Origin of the sequence: Bacillus sp. 3255 (genome assembly GCF_031456485.1) — a bacterium.
Classification (GTDB): Bacteria; Bacillota; Bacilli; order Paenibacillales; family NBRC-103111; genus Paenibacillus_E.
In genome coordinates this window covers 379,628-405,295 of record NZ_JAVDUS010000002.1, presented here as the reverse complement: position 1 = coordinate 405,295, position 25,668 = coordinate 379,628, and the positions used below count along the sequence as shown (strand labels likewise).

Annotated in this window: 22 protein-coding genes; 17 read left to right on the top strand and 5 right to left on the bottom strand. The window is 52.1% G+C overall.

The features are described 5' to 3' along the window. The first annotated feature begins 125 nt into the window (after positions 1-125). From citZ to J2X61_RS04405, 4 genes are all read left to right on the top strand, one after another. Positions 126-1,238: a citrate synthase gene (gene citZ, locus J2X61_RS04420; RefSeq protein WP_274466182.1), complete on the top strand. Its 1,113-nt coding sequence runs from the start codon at positions 126-128 to the stop codon at positions 1,236-1,238. Between the two features lie 217 nt (positions 1,239-1,455). Beyond that, entirely contained in the window at positions 1,456-2,754 is a 1,299-nt protein-coding gene (icd, locus tag J2X61_RS04415; protein WP_274466181.1) for an NADP-dependent isocitrate dehydrogenase, read from the top strand. Positions 2,755-2,809: 55 nt separating this feature from the next. Continuing rightward, positions 2,810-3,751, top strand: a complete 942-nt coding sequence (gene mdh, locus J2X61_RS04410; protein WP_274466180.1) for a malate dehydrogenase — start codon at positions 2,810-2,812, stop codon at positions 3,749-3,751. Positions 3,752-4,086: 335 nt separating this feature from the next. Next, on the top strand, positions 4,087-4,515 hold the full coding sequence (locus J2X61_RS04405; protein ID WP_274466179.1) for a hypothetical protein: 429 nt from the start codon (positions 4,087-4,089) through the stop codon (positions 4,513-4,515). A 387-nt stretch (positions 4,516-4,902) separates the two neighbouring features. Here the strand turns inward: J2X61_RS04405 and yfbR are convergent, their stop codons facing one another. Both yfbR and J2X61_RS04395 read right to left on the bottom strand, forming a co-directional pair. Further along, positions 4,903-5,499 carry a 5'-deoxynucleotidase gene (yfbR, locus tag J2X61_RS04400; RefSeq protein ID WP_310186154.1) on the bottom strand — a complete coding sequence of 199 codons (597 nt, stop codon included), beginning with the start codon at positions 5,497-5,499 and terminating at the stop codon, positions 4,903-4,905. A gap of 21 nt (positions 5,500-5,520) precedes the next feature. Next, positions 5,521-6,654 carry a polysaccharide deacetylase family protein gene (locus J2X61_RS04395; protein ID WP_310186152.1) on the bottom strand — a complete coding sequence of 378 codons (1,134 nt, stop codon included), beginning with the start codon at positions 6,652-6,654 and terminating at the stop codon, positions 5,521-5,523. 78 nt (positions 6,655-6,732) lie between these two features. On the opposite strand from J2X61_RS04395, the gene J2X61_RS04390 reads away from it, so the two are divergent. From J2X61_RS04390 to J2X61_RS04370, 5 genes are all read left to right on the top strand, one after another. Then, the gene (locus tag J2X61_RS04390) at positions 6,733-8,283 is read left to right on the top strand and encodes a fumarate hydratase (RefSeq protein ID WP_274466175.1); all 1,551 of its coding nucleotides are present in this window, start codon (positions 6,733-6,735) and stop codon (positions 8,281-8,283) included. 106 nt (positions 8,284-8,389) lie between these two features. Then, positions 8,390-10,186: a two-component system histidine kinase PnpS gene (gene pnpS, locus J2X61_RS04385; protein ID WP_274466174.1), complete on the top strand. Its 1,797-nt coding sequence runs from the start codon at positions 8,390-8,392 to the stop codon at positions 10,184-10,186. A gap of 96 nt (positions 10,187-10,282) precedes the next feature. After that, the gene (locus J2X61_RS04380) at positions 10,283-10,999 is read left to right on the top strand and encodes a response regulator transcription factor (protein ID WP_274466173.1); all 717 of its coding nucleotides are present in this window, start codon (positions 10,283-10,285) and stop codon (positions 10,997-10,999) included. A 176-nt stretch (positions 11,000-11,175) separates the two neighbouring features. Beyond that, positions 11,176-12,474 (top strand): hemolysin family protein, encoded by a 1,299-nt coding sequence (locus tag J2X61_RS04375; protein WP_274466172.1) that lies wholly within the window; start codon positions 11,176-11,178, stop codon positions 12,472-12,474. Positions 12,475-12,653: 179 nt separating this feature from the next. After that, the gene (locus J2X61_RS04370) at positions 12,654-13,736 is read left to right on the top strand and encodes a Gfo/Idh/MocA family protein (RefSeq protein WP_310186149.1); all 1,083 of its coding nucleotides are present in this window, start codon (positions 12,654-12,656) and stop codon (positions 13,734-13,736) included. A gap of 29 nt (positions 13,737-13,765) precedes the next feature. On the opposite strand, the gene J2X61_RS04365 is transcribed toward J2X61_RS04370, so the two are convergent. Continuing rightward, entirely contained in the window at positions 13,766-14,644 is an 879-nt protein-coding gene (locus J2X61_RS04365; protein WP_274466170.1) for an AraC family transcriptional regulator, read from the bottom strand. A gap of 167 nt (positions 14,645-14,811) precedes the next feature. Here J2X61_RS04365 and J2X61_RS04360 point away from each other — a divergent pair, with 167 nt between their 5' ends. Beyond that, complete coding sequence (locus J2X61_RS04360; RefSeq protein WP_274466169.1) at positions 14,812-15,654, top strand: phytanoyl-CoA dioxygenase family protein; 843 nt, start codon at positions 14,812-14,814, stop codon at positions 15,652-15,654. A gap of 17 nt (positions 15,655-15,671) precedes the next feature. Here the strand turns inward: J2X61_RS04360 and J2X61_RS04355 are convergent, their stop codons facing one another. After that, complete coding sequence (locus J2X61_RS04355) at positions 15,672-16,541, bottom strand: AraC family transcriptional regulator (protein WP_274466168.1); 870 nt, start codon at positions 16,539-16,541, stop codon at positions 15,672-15,674. A 131-nt stretch (positions 16,542-16,672) separates the two neighbouring features. On the opposite strand from J2X61_RS04355, the gene J2X61_RS04350 reads away from it, so the two are divergent. Further along, the gene (locus tag J2X61_RS04350) at positions 16,673-17,446 is read left to right on the top strand and encodes a phytanoyl-CoA dioxygenase family protein (protein ID WP_274466167.1); all 774 of its coding nucleotides are present in this window, start codon (positions 16,673-16,675) and stop codon (positions 17,444-17,446) included. Positions 17,447-17,708: 262 nt separating this feature from the next. Next, positions 17,709-18,488, top strand: coding sequence for a DUF975 family protein (locus J2X61_RS04345; RefSeq protein ID WP_274466166.1), 780 nt, complete (start codon positions 17,709-17,711; stop codon positions 18,486-18,488). A gap of 72 nt (positions 18,489-18,560) precedes the next feature. Here J2X61_RS04345 and J2X61_RS04340 read toward each other — a convergent pair whose 3' ends face one another. Beyond that, a complete protein-coding gene (locus J2X61_RS04340; protein WP_274466165.1) occupies positions 18,561-19,352 on the bottom strand; it encodes an HAD family hydrolase in 792 nt (263 codons plus the stop codon). A gap of 262 nt (positions 19,353-19,614) precedes the next feature. Here J2X61_RS04340 and phnX point away from each other — a divergent pair, with 262 nt between their 5' ends. From phnX to J2X61_RS04315, 5 genes are all read left to right on the top strand, one after another. Further along, positions 19,615-20,412 (top strand): phosphonoacetaldehyde hydrolase, encoded by a 798-nt coding sequence (gene phnX / locus J2X61_RS04335; protein ID WP_310186142.1) that lies wholly within the window; start codon positions 19,615-19,617, stop codon positions 20,410-20,412. A gap of 23 nt (positions 20,413-20,435) precedes the next feature. After that, on the top strand, positions 20,436-21,539 hold the full coding sequence (gene phnW / locus J2X61_RS04330) for a 2-aminoethylphosphonate--pyruvate transaminase (protein WP_274467437.1): 1,104 nt from the start codon (positions 20,436-20,438) through the stop codon (positions 21,537-21,539). A 151-nt stretch (positions 21,540-21,690) separates the two neighbouring features. Next, positions 21,691-22,797: a putative 2-aminoethylphosphonate ABC transporter substrate-binding protein gene (locus tag J2X61_RS04325; RefSeq protein ID WP_310186139.1), complete on the top strand. Its 1,107-nt coding sequence runs from the start codon at positions 21,691-21,693 to the stop codon at positions 22,795-22,797. Between the two features lie 123 nt (positions 22,798-22,920). Continuing rightward, positions 22,921-23,925 (top strand): ABC transporter ATP-binding protein, encoded by a 1,005-nt coding sequence (locus tag J2X61_RS04320; RefSeq protein WP_274467436.1) that lies wholly within the window; start codon positions 22,921-22,923, stop codon positions 23,923-23,925. Beyond that, on the top strand, positions 23,922-25,643 hold the full coding sequence (locus tag J2X61_RS04315; RefSeq protein WP_310186137.1) for a putative 2-aminoethylphosphonate ABC transporter permease subunit: 1,722 nt from the start codon (positions 23,922-23,924) through the stop codon (positions 25,641-25,643). The genes J2X61_RS04320 and J2X61_RS04315 overlap by 4 nt, the downstream gene beginning before the upstream one ends. The last annotated feature ends 25 nt before the right edge of the window (positions 25,644-25,668 follow it).

Sequence of the window (25,668 nt, the reverse complement as noted above, 5' to 3'; positions counted from 1 at the left end):
ATCTTTATGGTAGTGATAATGAAGTTTTATGTCCCCTTTTGTTCACTTACAGGGTAAAATACTTTATTATTGAAGTTAGGAAAAAAGCAATTTTTTGCTAATAGAGTAGCTAAGGAGAGATTCCCATGACTGCAACCAAAGGTTTGGAAGGTATTGTAGCCACGACCTCGTCGATTAGCTCCATCGTAGACGGAGTGCTAACTTATCGCGGGATTGATATTGATGACCTCGCAGAAAATGCGACATTTGAAGAAGTAATTTATTTGCTCTGGTTCGGCAAATTGCCTACCCAAGCAGAGCTTGAGAAGCTGCAAAGCGACCTGAACGCGTACAGCAAGGTGCCTGATGCGGTGATCGAACAGCTCAAAGCATTCCCTAAAGGCGTGAACTCGATGGCGGCTCTTCGTACGGCTGTTTCGGCGCTTGCGCTTTATGACGAAGAAGCGAACGACCTGAGCCAAGAGTCCAACGTGCGCAAAGCGATCAAGCTGCAGGCGCAAATCCCTGGCATCATCGCTGCTTTCGCCCGTATCCGCGAAGGTAAAGAGCCGCTGGCTTCCCCTGGATATTCTTCCGTGGCAGCCAACTTCTTGTACCAGCTGACAGGCAAAGAGCCGGATAAAGTAGCAATCGAAGCGTTGGACAAAGCACTGGTGCTGCATGCCGACCACGAGCTGAACGCTTCCACGTTCGCGGCGCGCGTTACGGTTGCAACGTTGACTGACATCTACTCCGGGATCACTTCCGCAATCGGCACGCTCAAAGGGCCTCTTCACGGCGGTGCGAACGAAGCGGTTATGGCAATGCTGGAAGAGATCGGCACGATTGAGAACGTCGTTCCTTACATCAACGGTAAGCTAGAGCGTAAAGACAAAATCATGGGCTTCGGACACCGCGTTTATAAGAACGGCGATCCACGCGCGAAGCACTTGCAAAAAATGTCATATGAGCTCGGTAAATTGACTGGCAACCTGAAATGGTATGAAATGTCCGTGAAGGCAGACGAATTGGTAACCGGCCTGAAAGGCTTGAAACCGAACGTAGACTTCTACTCGGCTTCCGTATATACAACGCTTGAAATTCCACGCGACTTGTTCACGCCGATTTTCGCGATTTCCCGTACATCCGGTTGGACTGCCCACATTCTGGAGCAGTATGAGAACAACCGCTTGATCCGTCCTCGCGCCGAGTACACAGGTCCGGTTAATCAGAAATACGTTCCGATCAGCGCTCGCTAATCGGTATAGAGATAAGCTCAAGGTGCGGGCAGTTCGGTAGCCGGCTTCAGGACTTGGTGTCCCGGGGCATACCGCAACTCCCGTCACTTTTTGTGTGTTCAAATGCGTTTCACCGCTGCTTGCTGCGAGGTGTTGATTGTTTTAAGTGACCTCGTTGTAGTAAAGTAACTAGTGGAGTGTATGGCAGCAATGTACATAAATCTAAGGAGGAACTATCATGCCACAATTCGAAACTTATGAGCTTCCACAAGAAGGTCAAAAAATCACGATCGAGAACGGTGTTCTGCAAGTACCTAATAACCCAATTATCCCATTCATCGAAGGTGACGGTACAGGTCCTGACATCTGGGCGGCTTCCCAACGCGTACTGGATGCAGCTGTAGAGAAAGCTTACAAAGGCGAGAAGAAAATCGCTTGGTACGAAGTTTTCGCAGGTGAGAAAGCATTCAACAAATTCAATAACTGGCTTCCTAACGATACTTTGACAGCTATGCGCGAATACATCGTTTCCATCAAAGGACCTCTGACTACGCCAATCGGCGGCGGTATCCGTTCTTTGAACGTTGCTCTTCGCCAAGAGCTTGATCTGTATGTTTGTTCCCGTCCGGTTCGTTACTTCAACGGCGTACCTTCCCCAGTGAAACGCCCTGAACTCGTAGATATGGTTATTTTCCGTGAAAATACAGAAGACATTTACGCTGGTATCGAGTGGGAAGCGGGTTCCGAAGCGGTTAAAAAAGTGATCAAATTCTTGCAAGACGAAATGGGCGTTAAGAAAATCCGTTTCCCTGAAACTTCCGGTATCGGTGTAAAACCTGTATCCTCCGAAGGTTCCGAGCGTTTGATCCGCGCTGCTATCGAGTATGCCATCAAACATGGCCGCAAGACCGTTACACTGGTACACAAAGGCAACATCATGAAGTTCACGGAAGGCGCGTTCAAAAACTGGGGTTACGAGCTGGCTGAGCGCGAATTCGGCGACAAAACGTTCACTTGGGCTCAATACGACAGAATCAAAGAAGAGCAAGGCGTTGAAGCGGCGAACAAAGCTCAAAAAGACGCTGAAGCTGCCGGCAAAATCATCGTGAAAGACGCAATCGCGGACATCGCACTGCAACAAGTATTGACACGTCCTACTGATTTCGACGTTATCGCAACATTGAACCTGAACGGTGACTACCTGTCTGATGCGTTGGCTGCACAAGTTGGCGGTATCGGTATCGCTCCGGGAGCTAACATCAACTACTTGACTGGCCATGCGATCTTCGAAGCTACACACGGTACGGCGCCTAAATACGCTGGTCTTGACGTTGTTAACCCTGGTTCCGTTATCCTGTCCGGCGTTATGCTGCTTGAGCACCTGGGCTGGTTGGAAGCGGCTGAGCTGATCTACAAAGGTATGGAAGCATCCATCAACAACAAAACCGTTACTTATGACTTCGCTCGTTTGATGGAAGGCGCGAAAGAAATCAAATGCTCCGAATTCGCGAACGAAATTATCAAGAACATGGCTTAATTGTTTCATATTGGGAAGGCTAAGGATATCTATAAACCATTAGGAGGTATTCACAATGGCAATCCGACGCAATAAAATCACCGTTGTCGGCGCGGGTTTCACAGGCGCAACAACCGCACTTATGCTCGCTCAAAAAGAACTCGGTGACGTCGTTCTTCTCGATATCCCGCAATTGGAAAACCCGACCAAAGGCAAAGCGCTCGATATGCTTGAAGCAGGTCCGGTTCAAGGCTTCGATGCGCAAATCACAGGTACGTCCAGCTATTCGGATGCGGCTGATTCCGACATCGTGATCATTACGGCCGGTATCGCCCGTAAGCCGGGCATGAGCCGCGACGACCTCGTGAATACCAATGCAGGTATTGTGAAATCCGTTTGTGAAAACGTAAAAGAAGTAGCTCCTAACTCCATCGTTATCATCTTGAGCAACCCGGTCGATGCCATGACTTATGTGGCTTACCAAACGCTCGGTTTTCCCAAAAACCGCGTGATCGGTCAATCCGGCGTACTGGATACGGCTCGCTATCTGACATTCATCTCCCAAGAGCTGAATGTTTCCGTTGAAGACGTCAAAGGGGTTGTTATCGGCGGTCACGGCGATGACATGGTTCCGCTCGTTCGTTACACATACGCCGGCGGGGTGCCGATCGAGAAGCTGATTCCAGCCGACCGGATCGAAGCCATCGTGGGGCGTACGCGTACAGGCGGCGGAGAGATCGTTAACCTGCTTGGTAACGGTAGTGCATACTACGCGCCAGCAGCTTCCCTTGTGCAAATGACAGAAGCGATTTTGAAAGATAAAAAGCGGATTATTCCTACAATCGCCCTTCTTGAAGGCGAGTACGGCTATGAGAACTTGTTTATGGGTGTTTTGACCGTTCTTGGCGGCAATGGTATCGAGAAAATCATGGATATCGAGTTAACGCCTGAAGAGAAAGCCGCGCTGGACAAAACGGCAAATTCCGTTCGCAACGTGATCAAAGTTGTTACAGGGTAAGAAGTGAGAAAAGCCAGCTCCTATGGATGTAGGGGCTGGCTTTTTGTTTGGCTGAACGGACCTGACCGCCAGAATGGAGAACAGCGACGACTCGCGGCCATCCGCATACCGCGTCAACTCCAACTGCATGTTAAGCGGCCAATGCAAGCGAACACGACGAGAAGATGGTGAACGTGCAGAGCAATCCTTGCATCAGGTTATGACAGATTTAGTCACATTTATATGTAGAAATGGTGAAAACCTCAGAATGATGACATCGCTTTCTTGTCCCCATGAAACGTATTCGGTATACTACATAAGAAAGATTATAATTTGAAAATTGCGGAGGTTGTAGAATGTATCAAGTTATGATTTTCTTACATGTCATTAGTGCCCTGCTGCTTGGCGCCTACGTCGTGTTCCCGTTCATTGCCGGACGTGCAGCTTCGCTGTCGGGTGCTGCCTTAGAGGGCTTCATGGGGCTGCTGTCATCGTTAAACCGCGTTGGACAATTCTCATTGATCGTTACTTTCATTACAGGGGGCGCTATGGTTTCCAAAGTGGAAGTGTCCGTGTTGTGGATGATCATTGCGGTCGTTCTGCTGCTTATCGTCGGGGCTGTGACAGGTATGATCGGCGGAAGAATTAAGAAGCTTGTTGCAAACAGCAAAGCTGGCGCAAACACGGCAACGGATGCTGCCAAAATTAAAACGTTTTCGTGGATCGCAGCGGTTGCCGTCATCATCGCCATTTTGATTATGACGAATCCGCAATTGCTGGCATAATGCCGGGAAATAAAAAAAGCTAAGCGTTTTTGCGCTTAGCTTTTTTGTTTGCGGTAGGGGGGCCATGGAGCTCCGTTCGGACCCCGCCGGTCGAGCAGGCAGCATAGGCGTTAGCGGGGGCTGGAGCTGCGCTAACGGACAGGGAGGCCCTTATTCGATGAAAAAGGGCCTCCCTCAAAATGTAACGGACACAGGAGCCGTTATTTGCTTCATCCGGGCTGTGTTCAGCCCTGGAATCGGCAAATAAGGCCGCTGGTGTCCGTTAGAATCGAAGCGCGGAGCGCATCGCAGGAATAACGGCACCTGTGTCCGTTAGCAAGCAGAGCGAGCTCCCGCGGTTCTGGCGCGTCGGTGAGACGCGGGCTAATCCGCACGGACACCGCCATGCTATTCTTCTTGATTCGGATGCAGCGTAATTTCATCCAACGTTTTCTCGAACGAAGCGCTCATATGCTCAAGGAAGTAGTCGACCTCCGGCATGTTCATCTTCCGGAGGCTCTCCAGAATTTGCTGCTTGGCGACGACGAATTCGCGGTTGCCCGCCGACAGCTCCGTCAAGCATTTGATGTAAGCCTCGAGCAGATCCGCAGCTTTCACCCAGCGGTAGAGCTCAGGATCCGGCTCCTGAATCAAATTGCGGTAGATGCCGCGGATTTCCGCCGGAATCGTCTCGAGCAGCCGCTCTACGGCTACATCTTCGATCTCGCGGAAGTTGCGCAGAATCTGCTCGTTGTTGTGCTTGACGGGCTGAGGAATGTCGCCGGTCAGCACTTCGGAGGCGTCATGGAATAGTGCAATGGAGACGACGCGGTCGGTAGGCACATTGCGGCCATACACCTCATTGGCGATGGTGCAGAGCATGTGCGCGATCGTTGATACATAGAATGAATGCTCGGCCACGGTATCTCTTCGCATGTTCCACATGAGACTCCAGCGATCGATATATTTGAGCCGGTATAAATAAGCAAAAAAATGATGATTCATGATGTCGTGCACTCCTTCAGATTAGTTGACGCTTGGCGCCACCCGCACAGCCACGCCTGTGGCAGGGGTGTAGACAAGCGGCTGCCCGATCAACGCGCTGAGATCGTCCAGCGCGATCGTCACCTGCCCGCTGCGGCGCAGCACGGGCTCCCGCAGCTTCACGCGCGCTTCGCCGCGCGCAGCGCTTGCCGCATTCACCTGCAGGGTGAATGCTTCTTGCCCAAGGCGAAGGCGCAGCATACCGCCTTCCGCCTCCGAGCTGCCGCCGAGCTGCGCGATGGCGGCAGCCGCATCCACGCGCAGCGGGGCTTCGCCCGGCTGCGCCATAATTCTGCGCTGGATCGAGCGGTGCAGCAGCTCCGGCGTAATGCCGGGGCTGCCCGCGTTGATCCGCGGGATGAGCAGATGGTCCGCGCTGCGCGTGGCCATCTCGGGCGAGATCGTGAAGGCGAAGCGGATGCCCGCCTTCTTCACTTGCTCCGTCGCCTCGGGCGAGGTGATGCCGTACGGGTACGCCATCGTGTCGAGCGGGGCGTCGGTCAGGTCAGCAAGCTTGCCGATGCAAGCTTGCGTATCCTGCAGCACCCGCTGCTTGTACGCGTCGTCGCTCTCGGCGTCAAGCCGGCCGACGAGCGCGGCCTTGCCGCTGGGGAGCTTGTTGTGCAAGCTGTCCGTATGGCAGCCCACGTCGATAAAGTTCGTCGCGCGGGTCATCTCGCGGATCTGGTCTTTGGACATCGAAGGTATATAGGATGCCATGGGATCGGCCAAGTCATGCGTGATCACGAAATTGACCGCCGGAACGCGCAAACTGGTCAGAATCGGATAAGCGCCCGTATAGAAGCTCTGATAGCCGTCGTCGAAGGTGATGAGGACCGCGTTGGAAGGGACTGACGCTCCCGCCATAAACTGCTTGAATTCCGGCAAGGAAATAAAATGATACCCTTTGCTCAGCAAGTATTGGAGCTGCTCTTGGAAAAGCGCAGAGGTGATCGTGCTGGAGCTGGTATCCGTGTCATGAATATGATGATACATGAGGACTGCAACTTGATCCTGATAGTAGATATCTTGAGATCGTTTGGCCTGCAGCGGCGTTAGCAGCAGCGTGAGGCCTGCTAGGCACAGCAGAATCGTGATCCCGATTCTTTTGGACATGTCAGCGTTACTCCTTATATGATATAATTGATTATAATGATTATTATTTGCTAGTTGAGAGAGGAGCCATTTTCAGTCATGCAGCATTTTTATCAAAGCGTCTACGATTTGATCGTCGAAACGTCTACCAATCTACCAGGTGATGTACGCCGTGCGGTTCAAGCGGCAAGCGAGAAAGAAGACAAAGGAACCCGCTCAGCGCTTTCACTATCCCGTATTGCCGATAACATTCATATGGCCGAGTGCAACGTATCCCCGATTTGCCAGGATACCGGTATGCCAACGTTTATTATACACTGTCCGGTTGGAGCAAACCAACTTATTATGAAGAAGCACATCCTCGAAGCTGTCGCCAACGCGACCAAAGCCAGCAAGCTTCGCACGAACTCGGTTGATTCCTTAACCGGTGCCAACAGCGGGGACAATCTCGGACCCGGAACGCCGGTCATCCACTTCGAGCAGTGGGAACGTGACGATATCGAGGTGAAGCTGATCTTGAAAGGCGGCGGCTGCGAGAACAAAAACATTCAATACAGCTTGCCGGCTGAACTCGAAGGCGTAGGCAAAGCAGGGCGCGACCTTGACGGGATTCGCAAATGCATCATGCATGCCGTGTACCAAGCCCAAGGCCAAGGCTGCAGCGCCGGCTTTATCGGTGTGGGCATCGGGGGCGACCGGACGAGCGGTTACGAGCTGGCGAAGCACCAGTTGTTCCGCCATGTTGACGATGTGAACCCGCATCCGGAGCTTCGCAAGGTGGAGGAGTACGTAATGGAGCACGCCAACACGCTGGGAATCGGCACGATGGGCTTCGGCGGCCAAGTCACGCTGCTCGGCTGCAAAGTCGGCGTGATGAACCGTTTGCCGGCAAGCTTCTTCGTCTCGGTTGCGTATAACTGCTGGGCGTTCCGCCGCCAAGGCGTCATTCTGAATGCGGAAACGGGCGCAATCAACGGCTGGTCGTATCCAAGAGGCACTGAGGTTTCGTTCCAAGAAGCATTCGAGGCAAGCGCCGAAGCGGCCAAGAATGTGAAGGAAGAGGACCGTCGCGAGATCGTCTTGACGACGCCGATATCCGAAGAGCAGATCCGCAGCCTGAAAGTCGGCGATGTCGTCGTTATTAACGGGACGATGCATACAGGTCGCGACGCTTTGCACAAATATTTGATGGACCATGATGCACCGCTGGATTTGAACGGGGCGGCAATATACCACTGCGGACCGGTTATGAGCAAAGATGAGGCCGGCGAGTGGCATGTGAAAGCGGCCGGTCCGACAACGAGCATTCGCGAGGAGCCTTACCAAGGCGATATTATCAAGAAATTCGGCATTCGGGCGGTAATCGGTAAAGGCGGCATGGGGCCGAAAACATTGGCGGCATTGAAAGAGCACGGCGCTGTTTATCTGAATGCGATTGGCGGTGCTGCCCAGTACTATGCGCAATGCTTCAAGAAGGTTGAAGGCGTCGACTTCATGGAATTCGGTATTCCGGAAGCGATGTGGCATCTGGAAACAGAAGGCTTCGCAGCGATCGTGACGATGGATGCCCACGGAAACAGCCTTCATGCCGACGTTGAGAAGAATGCCCTGGAGAAGCTGTCCGCTTTGAAAGAACCGGTCTTTAAATAATCTTAACAAATAAAAACTGGATTAGGCACGGAAGAAAGGGTTACTATGTAGAGTAGCCCTTTTCTTTTATTTCACAGACATAAGTCTATCGGAGGCCAACTTTCATATGACCAAATTCCGTGCCAAATTGACGATTATTATGATTGTATTGATCGGTTGTTCGATGGGGATTGCCGGGGTCTTCATGGCCAAGGTGCTGGAAGATTCGCACATCCAATCCTTAGAGGAAAACATGAAACGTGAGCTCCAAGTCCTCTCAGCCATGGGGAATTGGAACAGGACGGGAACGGAGGCCGAACTCATTGCCTATTACACCGGGGAAGCGAGGCGGATCAAGTCCGTTACGGGAGAGCGCTTGACCTATGTACGCACAGACGGCAAGGTGATTGGGGATTCCGACCAGAACCCGGAGCAAATGGACAACCATTTGAGTCGGCCGGAAATTGTGGCCGCAGCGGCGAACGGTGTCGGTTACGTGACCCGGTATAGCGATACGATCAAAGAGAAAATGCTGTACGCTGCCATTCCGGTGAAGAACGATGCCCAGACGACGATCGGCTTCCTGCGCATATCGATGAGTTTGGAACAGGTGGGCGAATCGATTCGCAACCTGTGGTATTTCCTCATCCTGGGGTTAATCCTGCTGTTCTTGATTGCGGGCCTTGTCTCTTACCGGATTGCCAAAGGGATTACGCACCCGATCGAGAAAATGACGAAAGTCGCTCAACAAATCACGAATATGAACTATGAATCGCGCGTGCCCGCTTACAGCAATGATGAGGTCGGGCAGCTGGGGCTTGCCATCAATCGCATGTCCGAAAGCTTGCAGCAGCAGATGGCGCGGATACGCGAGAATGAACGCAGGCTCCAGGGCGTGATGGAAAATATGATGAGCGGTATTATGATGATCGACCGCGACGAGCGGATTATGCTGCTGAATCCTTCGGCGGAATATATTCTGGGCTTCTCCTCGCAGGAGCTGCTGGGCAAGAAATATAATGAAGCCAAACAGCAGTTTGAGTTTACGAAGCTCATCCAAGAATGCATTGAAACGGGAGAATCGATTCGGGACGAGATGATTTTCTATTATCCGGCTGAGCGGATTTTGGACATTCATTTAAGTCCGATCGCGCATGAAGACGAGGAATGGTCAGGCGTCCTCATCGTCATCCATGACATTACGGCCGTGCGCAGGCTCGAGCGGATGCGAAGCGAGTTCGTAGCTAACGTCTCCCACGAGCTGAAGACGCCGATTGCGGCTGTCAAAGGGTTCGCCGAGACGCTCCTGGCCGGCGCTCTGAACGATAAGGAAACGGCGGTTTCGTTTCTGCAGATTATTTTCGATGAGAGCGAGCGGCTCAACCGTCTGATCGGCGACATTTTGGAGCTGTCCAAAATTGAATCGAAGCGGATACCGATGAATTTCTCTCCGATCTATTTGCCGGAATTTCTGGAGAGATCGCTGAATGTACTGAAGAAAGAGGCGGAGAAGAAGCATATCGAGCTGACGATGCAGGTTGACGACGACGTGTATATCGAAGCGGATGAAGACCGTCTGCGCCAAATTATGATTAATTTGCTTTCCAACGGTATCGCATATACGCAGGACGGAGGCAAGGTCAAGCTGCGCGTCGAACCGCTGGACATCAATAGCGACGGTGATTATGAGCGTCTGCGTCTGATCGTGTCCGACACAGGGATGGGCATTCCGAAGAAAGATTTGCCGCGTATTTTCGAACGCTTCTATCGGGTTGACAAGGCTCGTTCCCGCAGTTCAGGCGGTACCGGACTCGGTTTATCCATTGTGAAGCATTTGGTGGAGCTGCATAAGGGCACGATTCGTGTGGACAGCGAAGTCGGAGTCGGTACGAAGTTCACCATCGAGCTGCCGGTTATTCACTAATTTACATGCGGATAATGTAATATTTACATTCTCTTTACAATCATGTGTTAAAATAAGGCTGTGCAATGTTAATAAACTGTAAACGCGGGGGTTCCCATGGCACAAAAAATTTTAGTGATTGAAGACGAGCCGACCTTAGCTCGCCTGCTATCGTATAATTTGTCCCAGGAAGGATATCACACGAAGGTCGTGGATCATGGCGGTGACGGGCTGCAAGAGGCGCTTCAACAATCCTATGATTTGATTATTCTGGATATTATGCTGCCTGGCTTGAACGGCTTTGAAGTGTTGGGCAAGCTGCGGCAAAAAGGGAATACAACGCCCGTTATCATATTAACGGCCCGCAATGCCGAGGATGAGGTCGTTCAAGGTCTCAAGCACGGTGCGGATGATTATATAACGAAGCCTTTCGGCGTTGCGGAGCTGCTGGCTAGAGTCTCTGCCGTGCTGCGCAGAACGCAATCGGAAGAAACGGCGGCAGACAAGCACGGAACGAATGAGAAGGTGATTCAGGCCGGAGAGCTTTTCATTTACCCGGAGAAGTATGAAGTGGTGCTGAACGGGGAGTCGATCCCTCTGCGGCCGAAGGAATTCGAGGTGCTGCTGTATCTCGTTCAGCGCCCCGGCGTCGTCGTGACGCGGGACGACCTTATGAACATCGTATGGGGCTTCGATTATATCGGAGGCCAGAGGACGGTTGATGTTCATGTCAGCTCGCTGCGTAAGAAGCTGGAAATGAATCAACAATCCGTTCAGATCGATTCGATTCGCGGGGTCGGATACAAACTGGTAGCAACGATTGTCAAGAAATGAGAGCCTTGGGTGCTGGTTAACGAGCTGCCCGGGCTCATTTTTGTGTCCGAATGATGAAACTTGGTAATAGTTGATTGATGAATAGCAAATACTGGTTATAGTTAACTATAAGGACTGTATACTGCGAAAATCGTGGAACGAAAGAGTCCTAGAAAATCGTACGAAAAGAGGTCGTTATGGTTATTAATTTGATTGTGATTGCGCTCCTTATCCTGCTCACTGCTTTCTTCGTTGCAACCGAATTCGCGGTCATTCGTATCCGCCCGAGCCGTGTCGATCAAATGGTCGCGGAAGGCACCAAGAATGCCCGCGCGGTACAATCGGTCGTCTCCAATTTGGACGGCTATTTATCGGCCTGTCAGTTAGGGATTACGATAACCGCATTAGGGTTAGGTTGGCTTGGCGAGCCGACAGTCGAGAAAATGCTGCATCCCTTCTTCGAATGGATCGGCGCAGGAGAACGTTTATCGCACTTCTTATCTTTCACAATTGCTTTCGTATCCATTACCTATATCCACGTCGTACTCGGCGAGCTTGCTCCCAAAACCTTAGCTATCCAGAAAGCGGAGGCTATCTCCATCTTTACTGCGCCGCTCATTATTTATTTTTATAAAGTGATGTACCCGTTTATATGGATTCTTAACGGCTCGGCCAATCAACTGGTCAAAGCGTTCGGCATGAAGCCGGCGACGGAGCATGAAGAAGCCCACTCGGAGGAAGAGATTCGTATCATTTTATCAGACAGCTACATGAGCGGGAAAATCAATAAGACCGAGTTCGGCTATGTGAACCGGATCTTTTCGTTCGATGAGCTGCTGGCGCGCGAGATTATGGTGCCTCGGACAGATATGATTTGCCTCTATGCCGAGAAGTCGTTGGCGGAGAACAAGAGCATCATTATGAAAGAGCAATATACGCGTTTCCCTGTGGCCAAGGGCAGCAAGGATCATATCATCGGCTTCATTAACACGAAGCAGTTTTTCTTGCGCTACATGGAAAATCCGTCTTTTGATTTGCATACGCTGCTTCAACCGATGATGACCGTTCCGGAGAGTATGCTCGTGAAAGTGCTGTTAAGGAAGATGCAGCAAGAGAATGTTCACATCGCCTTGCTGCTTGACGAATACGGAGGAACTTCCGGTCTCATTACGATCGAGGATATTCTGGAAGAGATCGTTGGCGAGATCAGAGATGAGTTCGATAAAGACGAGAAGAAGGAAATCGAACATTTAGGCGACAATCATTATCTGGTTGACGGAATCGTGCTGGTTAACGAGTTGAATTACTTGCTGGGTACCGACATCTCCGACGAGAATGTTGACTCCATCGGCGGGTGGCTCTACAGCAAGCTCCCGGAGATAGCGATTGGAGAGGAATGGCACTATCAATCTCTGACCTTCATTGTGCGTGAACGGGACGATCACCGGATACGTAAAATTGAGATCAAGAAAAAAGAAAGCTCCAAGCTGAGCTAAACGAAAATGAGCGTCTTAGGCCGGGCAAGTTCGGCGATGCCACAATCGCATACAATTACCGCCAGATTGGAAATTTTATTTTTGCAGGTATTTGTTATAATACGGTGATGTAGTACTAGTCCTGATCAAATGTGAGAACGATAGAGAAGTACATAAACACTATTTTAAGGAGGACACTCATGTCCAAAACGTATCGTATTGCTATTATCGGTTGTGGCGGGATTGCCAATGGCAAACATATGCCGAGCTTGAACAAGCTGAAAAATGTAGAAATGGTCGCCTTCTGCGATATCATTGCCGACAAAGCGCACGAAGCGGCCGCTAAGTACGGCAAAGGAGAGGCTCGCGTTTATGAGGATTACCGCGAGGTGTTGAAGGATGCTTCTATCGATATTGTTCACGTATGTACGCCGAACGACTCCCATGCGGAGATTACGATTGCCGCGCTGGAAGCAGGCAAGCACGTCATGTCTGAGAAGCCGATGGCGAAGTCGGCCGCTGATGCGCGCCGGATGGTGGAAGCGGCGAAGCGTACGGGCAAGAAATTGACCGTAGGCTACAACAACCGTTTCCGCAGCGACAGCCAGCATTTGCATAAGCTGTGCGCCGATGGCGAGCTGGGCGACATTTATTTCGCCAAAGCGCATGCGATTCGCCGCCGCGCGGTGCCGACTTGGGGCGTATTCCTCGACGAAGAGAAGCAAGGCGGAGGCCCGCTGATCGATATCGGTACGCACGCGCTTGATTTGACGTTGTGGATGATGAACAACTACGAGCCGAAGGCTGTTCTCGGCACGTCCTATCATAAGCTCTCGCAGCGCGAGAATGCAGCGAATGCCTGGGGTCCATGGGATCCTTCCAAATTCACCGTGGAAGATTCCGCATTCGGGATGATCACAATGAAGAATGGCGCGACCATTATTCTTGAATCTTCCTGGGCTTTGAATACGCTGGAAGTCGACGAGGCGAAATGTACGCTTAGCGGTACGGAAGGCGGAGCCGATATGAAGAACGGTCTGCGCATTAACGGCGAGAAACATAGCCGCTTGTACACGACCGACGTGGAATTGAAGTCCGGCGGCGTAGCGTTCTACGACGGTGAGACGGAAAGCGCGCCGGATCTGGAGATGCGCCTGTGGATCGAAGCGATCGAGAACGATACGGATCCGGTCGTAACGCCGGAGCAGGCTTGCGTCGTTTCCGAGATTTTAGAGGCCATCTATGAGTCTGCCAGAACGGGAAAAGCTGTCTATTTCGAGTAAGTGAATCCGGTATCCCCTTGGTTCGAGCGTTAAGCTCGGGTCAAGGGGATTTTGCTTTTGCGATGCTCGCCGGGGGTATGTCCGGTCCGTTTCTTGAATGTTTTGGCGAAATGGTGCAGGTCGGCGAAACCGCAATAGTCGGCGATCATTTCCTGGCTGAGCTCGGTATTGGTGAGCAGCTCCTTGGCATGATTCACCCGCATGTTGATCAAATATTGATGGGGAGAGATGCCGTACCGCTGCTTGAACATGATGCTGAAGCGGGAGACGGACAGATTCGCCCTGGCCGCCATGTCCTCCAGTGAAATTGGCTCGCGCAGATGATGGGAGAAGTAAGAGGTAATCCAGTCGAACGAATGCCCCCGGGTGCTCGGTCCCTGGTAATACGCTTCGAGCAGCGAAATGGCGATATCGGTCACGAAATGCTGGGTTTTCAGCTGGATGAGCGGATCCTGCTGCTCGGCCTGCTCAATCACCTGCAGGAGCGTTTCCTTCAATTTAAGCGGGTTGGCGGGCTGTACGTGCACGGGCATGTCGAGGCCATACAATTCGCGGATCGTCGGCTGCATCAGATGGCGGTACGCGGACAAATCAATTTGGCCGGGACGAGTCGGAAAGCTGAGCTCTCGCTGCCGGTTGTAACAGAGATCGAAATGAATGTAAGGCGTAACCGTGTTCGTTAGTCCTTCCAACGAGAGCAAGCTGCCGGGCTGAACCAGGCAAAATTGCCCTGCGGTGAACATGTATGTCTCCTGATCGACCCAGAACCGGCACGTTCCTTCTTGAATATAAACGAGCAAATAATCGAGCAGTCTCCGCTCCGGGTATGACCACGGCTTGCGGACGGCAAAATCGCTTTCTCTAACGAAGGGGACAATCGGATGCAGCTTTAATTTATCGCTCAGCATAGGGATCCTTTCGGCGTTTAAGGCAGGTTATTTTCCTCTATTCTAAACCTCAGGCGTATTCATAATCCAGTTGTTTTTGACAATAATATAACCTTGTTTGACAAAGAATTCTCGGGATTCTGCCACTATAATAAAGCTGTAATTATACAAATTAGAGGTGATCCGAGATGAGCATGCACGAAACAACCCCAATCGATTCATTACCCGCCTTGGAAGACAGTTACGCACTCACCGAGCAGCAGTTGGAAAGCTACAAGCAGAAGGGGCATATCCGGCTGAAGCAGGTAGCCGATACGGCGGAGATCAATGCCTATGAGCCTATCATCACCGGCATGGTGAAGGCGCTGAACTATCACGATAAGCCGCTTGAGCAGCGGGATACGTATGGCAAAGCTTTCATCCAAATCTCCAATCTGTGGGAAAAAAGCGAGGCGGTCCGCCGGTTCGTGCTGGCCAAACGCTTTGCCAAAATCGCAGCGGACTTAATGGGCGTTGACGGCGTGCGCATTTATCACGATCAAGCTCTGTATAAAGAGCCGCATGGCGGACATACGCCTTGGCATCAAGATCAGATCTATTGGCCGTTGGATACGGACAAAACGATTACCATGTGGATGCCGCTGGTGCCGATCTCGCAGGAAGTCGGGTCGATGACCTTCGCATCCGGCTCCCATGCGCTGGGCTATATCAATAAGATGGTCATTTCCGACGAATCGCACAGAACGCTTGCCGGATATATTGAAGGCAAAGGATTCGAAACGGTCTCGTACGGCGCTATGGCCGCCGGAGACGCGACTTTTCACGCGGGGTGGACGCTGCACAGCGCACCGGGCAATCCGACGGATTCGATGCGCAAAGTGATGACGGTCATCTACTATGCCGACGGACTGTCTATTGCGCAGCCGGACAGCAAAGCCCGCGAGAATGATTTGCAGACGTGGTTCCCTGGGGCCAAGCCCGGGGATTTGGCGGCAACGGAGCTGAATCCTTTAGTTTACAAGCGCCAATAGCTTAGCTTATGTTAAGGCTACCTGCCGGTTTGTTCCTGCTTGCGGAACTTGCCGGGGGGGAGTCTTTTTTCTTGCGTGAATGTATGGGTGAAATAATGAACGGAAGAAAAGCCCGTTGCTTCGGCAATTTCCTTGATCGACAGCTCGCTGGTCAGCAGCAGGTGGGCTGCTTGGCGTATGCGCTCGCTGCGAATGAAGTCGGTATAGGTTTCGTGGATCCCTTCCGAGAATAGGCGGGATAAATGGCGCTCCGACACATTCAGATAGGCCGCCACGTCACCTAGTTGAAGGGGACCGGCAAGATTGTCGCGGATGTAGAGCTTCGCGCGCTGCAGCAGGACGTTCGTATTTTTGCGTTGGATGAACGGCTGGGAGCCGGCTCTACCGAACATGCTGAGAAAAGAAACGAGCAGCGTATAAGCAAGTGTCGGAACGGCTGTAATCGGCAGGCTGCCATGCCCTTCCCGGATCAGCATCGACCTCCACAAGAGCGCGGTCGGATGATGGTCTCCGTCATACAGGCACACTTCGGCATGCTCAGCCAAATCGTTAAAGGCATTCCGCATCGATTCGTCGCATTGGGATTCATCCAGCTCGAAAGCGACGTACATGATGAACAGGCCTTTCTGTGTGCGGATTTGGTGTGTGATGCCCGGCCTGGAGATGAAGTGGGTGCCTGCCCGCAGCGGATAAAGAACGCCTTGCTCCGTATATTCTCCTTCGCCGCCGATAATGTAACATACTTCGAAGAAGGAATGCTTATGGGGCTGATTATCGAACAGGCATGGATTAACGCCCCAGTATTGAATTTTGAAGCAGGCCGCAGGGCCGTGAATGACGGTAACCGCTTCATTCAGCATGGCGTTGGTCTCTTTGCACAAATACATATGCATCCTCCATCATGTCCTTATATTGCAAAAAACTGTCCTACTGAGCAAAAGACAGATTGCAGCCGGATTCCCTATAATTATAGATAAGTAAGCGGTTAACTATCAATAGTTCGATGGAGGAATGGCCAGTGATTACTCAGAAGGATGCCGATTTTTACAAAGAAAATGGATATTTGCTCGTCAAAGGGGTATTCAATCAGCAGGAAGTTGAGGAAATGAGACAAGCGGTTGAGGAGATCATCCAGCGCGCTGCGGAAGCGAAGTCCGACCACAATCATCAATGGAAGGGTGATTTCCTTCCTGCGGAAGAGTTGAAGAAGCTCGTCCTGAAGGGGTTCCATGACGTGCATTATCATGACGCCGCGTTCATGCGCGCCGTTATTCATCCGAACATGGCCGCTGTGCTGAAGCGACTGATCGGCCCGAATGTGCTGCTGCACCATTCCAAAATGCTCGTGAAGCCGCCGGAAAACGGCGCCGCCTTCCCGATGCATCAGGATCATCCGTATTTCCCGCACGAGAAGCATACGATGCTTGCAGCTAGCGTTCATTTGGATCATGCGGATGAGGAGAACGGCTGCTTGCGCGTCATTCCGGGCTCGCACCGGAGCGGGACACTGAAGCACGTCGGGCAGCATTATTTGAATCACAAGGAGTATCCGGTCAAAGACGGAACGCCCTGCGTGGCTGAGGCGGGGGATGTGCTTTTCTTCAATTATTTGACGATTCACGGATCGGAAGCGAACCGCAGCTCCAGAACGAGAAGAAACGTCCTGTTTCAGTATCGCGACCCGAGCGATTTCCCGACGGAGAAGACGCATTTCGACTGGGGCATGGGCCTGATGGTAACGGGCAAGAACCCGCATTTCAAGCAGGTGAAACCGGAATTTAAAATTCTTTAAATAGAAAGGCGCCCTTGGGGTGCCTTTTGGCATTCGTAAGGGGCGCTGGCGGGATGCCACCTCGCTAACGGACACGGGCGCCATTACTGGTGCATTTCAGGCTGGTCATGCGACAGAATCGGCAAATAACGATTCTTGTGTCCGTTACAATTAGAATAGGACGCTTTTTGCCCGTGTATAACGTCCGCTGTGTCCGTTAGATGGGTCTGTCCCATTTTAAGGTTCTACTTTGGGACATTCTGTTGTAGGATGAATAGTAAATATGCAGGAACGGGATGGTGGTCGTTTGGATTGGACGCGCAAAGAGTTAAAAGATCGTGCGAAGCAAGTATTAAGAACCTCCTACTGGAAAGCGTTTCTCGTCAGCTTGCTGCTCGCCGTGCTGGGGGGCGGAGTATCCAGCTGTTCGTATAATTCGGGCGGCGGCACCTCCGCAAGCTTGCCCGGTCTGAACGGCAGCTGGGAGGAGATGAGCAACAGCCCCATGTTCATGGCTGTGATCGCAGGCGTCATTTTGCTGTTCCTCTTTATCCTGCTGCTCTCGATCGCTTTTCAAATATTTGTCGTGGCTCCGTTCGAAGTAGGCGGCATGCAATATTTCAAACAGGCTGCGCACGATGATGTGAACATGAATTATATGGTGTATTCGTTCCAGAGAGGCCAATATATGGCCATCGTGAAAGGGATGCTCTGGAAAAACGTGCTTACGTTTCTCTGGTTCTTGCTGCTGATCATTCCGGGCATCGTGAAGTCGTATGCCTACAGCATGGTGCCTTTCATTCTCGCGGATAATCCGGGAATCGGAACGAAGAGAGCCGTCCGGCTGAGCACGCAAATGACCTATGGCCACAAGTGGAAGATGTTTGTCCTGGATCTTTCGTTCCTGGGGTGGTACCTATTAGGAACGCTGGCGCTTGGCATCGGCATATTGTTCGTCCTGCCATACGATCACTCGACGAAAGCGGAGCTGTATAAGGTGCTTCGCCGGCAGGCGCTCTACGATGGCCAAACCAGCAGCAAGGAACTCCGGCTTCCTGAATGATGAAGCAAGAAGGACTGTCTCTTGAAGGCCGAACCGGTCTTCCGAGACAGTCCTTTTCTCATGCGGCTCCGCTTACTTGTGCAAAAGGTCTAGGAGCTCCTTCAGCTTGCGGATTTCGTAAGCGGGCCGTTTATGCTCAGGCGCCATCCGCTGATGATGATTGATCCAGACGCTCCGGATACCGGCCGCCAAGGCCCCGCTGATGTCGGTATCCAAATTATCTCCGACCATGACTGCCTCCTCGGCGGAGAGACCGAGCAGCTCCAGGGCATGCTCGAAAATAGCGGGATCCGGCTTCCCACGGCCAAATGTGCCGGATATAACGACGTGGTCGAAGTAGCCCGCCAACCCGGGGATACTATCGACCTTCTCCTGCTGCAGATCCGGCGCGCCGTTCGTGAGCAGCAGCAGTCGGTAGCGAGGGCGCAAAGCCTGCAGCACCTCGAATGTATCCTCATATACCAGCGGGCGCTCCCGCCGCTGCACCGCGAAGCGTGCGGCCAGCATCTTCCCTAACGCGGGATCGTCTATGCCCAGCTTCAGCAGACCTTCGGTCCAAGCCTGATTCTGATAAAGGGGGGCGAGCTGCCGGAGCTCCAGAAGCGCCGGGTGTCCGCCGGAGTCGAAGCGCCCCCATAGCGTTTCCAAATTCGTAAGTTCAATCATCTTCGCGTAATCGTAACAAGGCAGCTGCCGAAACAGGCGCTCCGATGCCGCCCGAACCTCATGCTCTAAAGCAGCAGGATCGACGCCCGTTGATTCGGCCGCCCTCCCGCAGACGTCCTCGAACGCTTCTTGAATGCTCTTCTCATCCCACAAAAGCGTGTTGTCTAAATCGAAAATTACCGCTTGGACCTGCTCCATCTCCATCATTCCTCCTCTATGTACACACTTAATTTCCAACAGAATGACAAGGAAGTCAACAAGAAAATGCATAACGTTCATTCGCTGTTTGTTTATTTTAATGAATAAACAAACCAAATCAAATTAAAAACACAAATTTTACATGGTTTTAACGCGTAGTTTACAAAACCCTAGTATGATATACATATAGACGCAACCAAATCCAAGTTGGGTTGAGTTAATAGAGGTAACAATCGATTCAGTCAAACAGGAGGAAATGTCGATGATACGAGCAGTTGTTTTGGATTGGGCGGGAACGATGGTGGACTACGGGTGCTTTGCTCCCCTGCATGTGTTTATGGAAGTCTTCCGAAAGCAAGGAATAGAGATAACGCTGGAAGAAGCCAGAGAGCCGATGGGGTTGCTCAAACGGGATCATATCGCTGCTATTTTAAATATGCCAAGAGTAGCCGGCTTATGGGAGGAACGTTATGGCAGGCTTCCGCAGACATCGGACATCGATGAACTTTATGCCGATTTTGAACCGAAGATGCTGGCTGTCGTGCATCAATATGCCGAACCGGTACCCGGTGCTGTGGAGCTTGTCGGGAGACTGCGCCAAAGCGGCATTCGCATCGGCTCCACGACGGGTTATACGGCGGAGATGATGGCGATCGTCAGCGCTGAAGCGAACAAACGCGGCTATGCGCCGGACCATCTTGTCACGCCTAGCGAAGTGCCGGCCGGACGCCCGTATCCTTGGATGATCTACAGGAATGCGGAAGCGTTGAACGTCTACCCGATGCATAGCTTGATGAAGGTCGGAGATACGGTGAGCGATATGAGAGAAGGCGTCCATGCAGGCGTATGGACCGTCGGCGTTATTCTAGGCAGCAGCGAGCTGGGTATGAGCGAAGCGGAAGTAGAAGCATGCGCACCGGACGTGCTGAAGGCGCGTATGGAGGCGGTCGCAGCGAAGTTCCGCGAAGAAGGCGCTCACTACGTGATTGCGTCTATTGGCGAGCTCGATCAGCTCATCCCTGCAATTAACCAAAGACTTCTGGGAGGCGAACGTCCATGACGACAGGAACGAATGTGAATCAAATGCCGGATAACCCCTACCTGCTGCTAACGCCAGGTCCGTTATCGACAAGTAAAAAGGTGAAGTCGGCGATGCTGCGCGACTGGTGCACGTGGGATCGGGATTACAACGAACTTGTGCAGTCCATTCGCAGCCGGCTGGTCGCGATGGCTTCCAGCAAGCCGGACGACTATACGGCGGTCCTGATGCAAGGCAGCGGGACGTTCTGCGTGGAATCGGTCATCGGCTCCGTCATTCCCAAGAAAGGCAAGCTGCTTGTACTAACGAACGGTGCTTACGGCACAAGGATCGCACAGATGGCTGATGTTCTGGACATCTACTCCATCGTGCTGGACAGCGGGGAAACGAAACCCGTGAATGTGGGGCAGCTGGAGGAAGTGCTGAGGATCGACAGCTCCATCACGCACGTAGCGGTCGTTCATGTGGAAACGACCACGGGGATGGTAAATCCTGTCGCGGACGTCGCTCGTATTGCCAAGCGGTACGGCAAAACGTTGATCGTCGACGCCATGAGTTCATTCGGCGGCATTCCGATCGATGTGGACGCACTCGGTATTGATTATTTAATCAGCAGCGCGAACAAATGCATTCAAGGCGTACCCGGATTCGGGTTCATCATAGCGCGCAGAGAAGCTATAAAGGCATGCAAAGGCCAAGCGCGCTCCTTGTCCCTCGATCTGTACGATCAGTGGGAGACGATGGAGAACGGTAACGGCAAATGGCGTTATACGTCACCGACGCATACGGTCCGAGCCTTCGATCAAGCGCTTCAGGAGCTGGAGGAAGAAGGAGGCGTCGCGCACAGATTCGCGAGGTACAGCCGCAACCAGCAGCTGCTTGTGGCCGGTATGGAGCGCTTGGGCTTGCAGCCTCTGCTGCCTGCCGAGCTGCAATCGCCGATCATCACTTCCTTCTTGTATCCGGATTCGCCTGTGTTTTCGTTCGATGCGTTTTACTCGCGCATGAAACAGGAAGGGTTCGTTATTTATCCAGGCAAAATAACAGCTTCCGCTACGTTCCGAATCGGCAACATCGGCGATGTTTATCCTGCAGATATCGAACGCTTGCTGGAAGGCATAGAAAAACAGCTGTTCTGGATAGATTAACACCGAAAACAACGTAAAACAAACTAAAAATTACTAAAAACATATATTTTACATGTGTTTAATGCTGATTTTACAAATCTTCTTTATACTAACCTTATCAGGTTGAAAAGAACCAACCGATAGAAACCAAACAAAGGCGGGAGTAAAGACGATGAAGAGATCACTAGGAAGCGCAGCGCTGTTATTGACAGTCGCAATCATGTTAGGCGCTTGCGGCGGTAAAGCGGCAAGCACAGACGGAGCACGGACGAGCGCAGCACCGGCGCCGGCAGCAAGCGCAGAAGCTGGAGTGGACGCGAAAAGCAAAGATTTGACCGTATATACGGCGTTGGAGGACGATCAGATCAAGACGTACCTCACGACTTTCAAAGCCAAGTATCCGGATGTGAAAGTGAATATCGTGCGTGACTCGACGGGAATCGTGACAGCGAAGCTGCTCGCCGAGAAGGAGAACCCGCAGGCGGACGTCGTATGGGGCTTGGCAGCAACCAGCTTGCTGGTATTGGACCAGAACAGCATGCTGGCTCCTTACGCACCCAAAGGTGTGGATCGCATTCTCCCCGACTTCAAGGACAAGAATCCGGTACCTCACTGGGTCGGTATCGACGCCTGGGAGACGGCATTTATCGTGAACAAAGTGGAGATGGAGAAGCGGAAGCTGCCGATTCCTGCCTCCTATGAGGATTTGGTGAAGCCGGAGTACAAAGGGCTGATCACAATGCCGAATCCGTCTTCCTCAGGCACCGGTTTCTTGACGGTTTCCGGCTTGGTTCAATTGAAAGGCTATGATGCCGCTTGGGATTATATGAACAAGCTGCATGACAACATAGCGATGTACGTTCACTCCGGTTCGAAGCCGGCGAAATTGGCGGGCACGGGCGAATACCCGATCGGTATCTCGTTCGGGTACCGCGGAATTCAAGAGAAGAAGAACGGCTCGCCGGTGGAGGTCGTCTTCCCGAAAGAAGGCTCGGGTTGGGATGTAGAAGCCAATGCGCTGATGAAGAAGCCGGTCGTGAAGCAAGTGGCCAAAGACTTCCTGGATTGGGCGATAACCGACGATGTGATGAAGGAATATAACAAAAACTATGCGATTCTGGCGATCAAAACCGATGCAGCTCAAATTCCCGAAGGCTATACGGTCGATCCGGTCAAACAGCTGATCAAGAACGATCTGAACGACGCTGCCAAGAAGCGCGACTCTATTTTGGCCGAATGGGACAAGCGTTATAACGGCAAGAGCGAACCGAAGAAATAAGCCCGGTCCAAGGAAAAGGCTGACTGCGAACCTTGATTTGCAGCAGTCTTTTTCCATTAATAATTCGATAACAAATCAAGCTTATACTAGAGCTATTAAGACGAAGGAGGCTGCTTGATCATGCTGCAGGCGTACTTATCCATTCAAGGGATACATAAAACATTCGGATCTTTCAGCGCTTTGAAAGACATTCACATTGATATTCACAAAAATGAATTTATCTGCCTGCTCGGACCAAGCGGATGCGGCAAAACGACGCTGCTTCGGATCATTGCCGGACTGGAGAAGCCGTCGCAGGGGCGCATCGTGGTCGGCGGTAAGGACATCACCGATCTGCCTCCGGCCCGAAGAAATTTCGGTATGGTGTTCCAGTCTTATGCGCTGTTTCCGAATCTCACCGCTTATGAGAATGTCGCCTATGGCCTGCAGGGCAAAAAAATTCCGAAGAAGGAGATCGGCGAGAAGGTCCGCGAAGTGCTCTCGTTGGTCGACCTGCTGCATCTGCATGACCGCTACCCGGCGCAGCTGTCGGGAGGTCAACAGCAGCGCGTGGCGCTGGCTCGAGCCATCGTGCTTTCGCCTGATTTCCTGCTGCTCGACGAGCCGCTCTCTGCGCTGGATGCCAAAGTGCGCGTCAAAATACGCGAGCAAATATGCCAATTGCAGGATCAGCTGGGCATCACGACGGTGATGGTCACGCACGATCAGGAAGAGGCGTTGACGATGGCCGACCGGATCGTCGTGATGAGCAATGCGGAAGTCGTGCAGATGGGAACGCCCGAACAGGTCTACAGCGAACCGAATTGCCCGTTCGTCGCCGATTTTATCGGATCGATTAATTTCCTCGACGCCGGTGCGATTCGCCCTGAGCATATTCGCCTCACGGCTCCGGGTTCCAGCCGCGGGTTGCGCTGTACGGTGAAACACAGTGAATTTCGGGGCGCCTTCTACAGACTGCTGCTGCAGCCGGCAGGCGGCTCAGGGACGCATCGCGAGCTGCTGACGGTCGATGTGTCTCCGCAAGCTGTACACGAGCTTCGCCTTACAAGGAATGGGGAAGTTGACGTTGAATTCCCGCAGGATAAATTGATCGGCTTCCCGGCGGAAGCGCTGGCGGGTGTCCGATGAGTAAGGCAGCCATTAGCATGAATCCGCCGATCCGCCGCCGCTTCGGAGCCTTGTTCACGCTGCAGAACGGCTTGATCCTGCTGCTCGTCGCGACCCTCCTGGTCAGCACGCTTATTCCGCTGCTGCTCTTATTCAGTAAAGCGCTGCTGAACAAACATGGGGAATATACCGGTATCGCCAATTTCATCACCTATTTTTCTACACCTTCCTTGCTGCAATCGTTAACGAATACGGTATGGATCTCGGCGTTATCTACGGTGCTTGCCGTATCGTTAGCATTTCTGTACGCATACGGCGTTAGCCGTACGGGCATTCGCGGCAAAAGCTACTTGCGCTATGTAGCGCTGCTGCCGCTCTTCGAGCCTACGATGATGCACGGCATCGCCCTGACGTATTTATTCGGCAATCAAGGGATGGTTACGCACGGTTTCTTCGGACTTCTGCCGGGGGTGCGTGTTCCCATCTACGGACCTGTCGGCATTATCATCTCGGAAGTGATTTATTTATTTCCACAAGCCTTTTTAATTTTTATAACCGCTTTGTCGATGACCGATCAACGGCTGTATGAAGCTGCGGAGTCGCTTGGCGCGAAGAAATGGAAAACATTCGTTACGGTCACGATACCGTCCGTTAAATATGGTCTCATTAGCGCTATTTTCGTCTGTTTCACGGCCAGTTTCACAGATTTCGGGGCGCCTCAGGCAATCGGGGGGAAATTTAACGTTCTCGCTACGGATATTTATAAACAAGTGATCGGCCAACAAAATTTATCGATGGGCGCGACGGTGGGCATCCTGCTGACCGTTCCGGCGGTCATCGCATTCATCGTCGACCGGATTGTCGCAAGCAAGCAGCGGGCGATGCTTTCTTCCAAATCCACGCCATACCGCATACCGGAGGGACGCGACAGGGACCGGTTCTACAGCGTGTTCTGCCTGCTGGTATCCGTCGGAATCTTGGTCCCGCTGGCTACGATTGTTTTTGCTTCATTAGTGAACGTGTGGCCATATCATTTAACACTCGGATTCAAGCATTATAATTTCTCAAGTGTTGCGGGGTCGGGGCTCGAGCCGTTCTGGAATTCCATCCGGGTTGCGTTCGTTACGGCGGTTGCCGGTACGGTGATGACATTTGTTTTTGCCTATATCATCGAGAAAATGAGATCCTTGAAGCTCCTCCGGCAATTCGGTTATTTCCTGTCCATCCTGCCGCTTGCGCTCCCGGGGATGGTCATTGGCCTTGCGTACATTTTTTTCTTCAATGAGCCGGGCAATCCGCTTCATTGGATGTACGGGACGATGGCGATTATCGTACTTGCGAACATCACGCATTATTATGCGGTCCCGTTCATTACGGCCACGACGGCGCTGAAGAAGCTGGACAAGGATTTCGAACTTGTCTCGGAGTCGATGCGCGTGCCGTTGTACCGAACCTTTCTGCGGGTAACGGTCCCGATGTCCATGCCTGCCATTATCGAAATGGCGATGTACTTTTTCGTCAATGCCATGGTCACGGTTTCCGCGGTCGTATTTCTCCGGTCGGCCGATATGAATTTGGCGGCTGTCGCTTTGGTGAATATGGAGGATGCCGGAGACGTCGCGGCCGCCGCTGCCATGTCGACATTGATCGTCGTGACGAACATCGTCGTTCGTCTCGGGTATGAACTTATTTTGAAACGGGTAAAAAAAGGAACGGCTCCTTGGCAAACGGCCAAGTAAAACCCTATAATGGCTGTAGAATGCT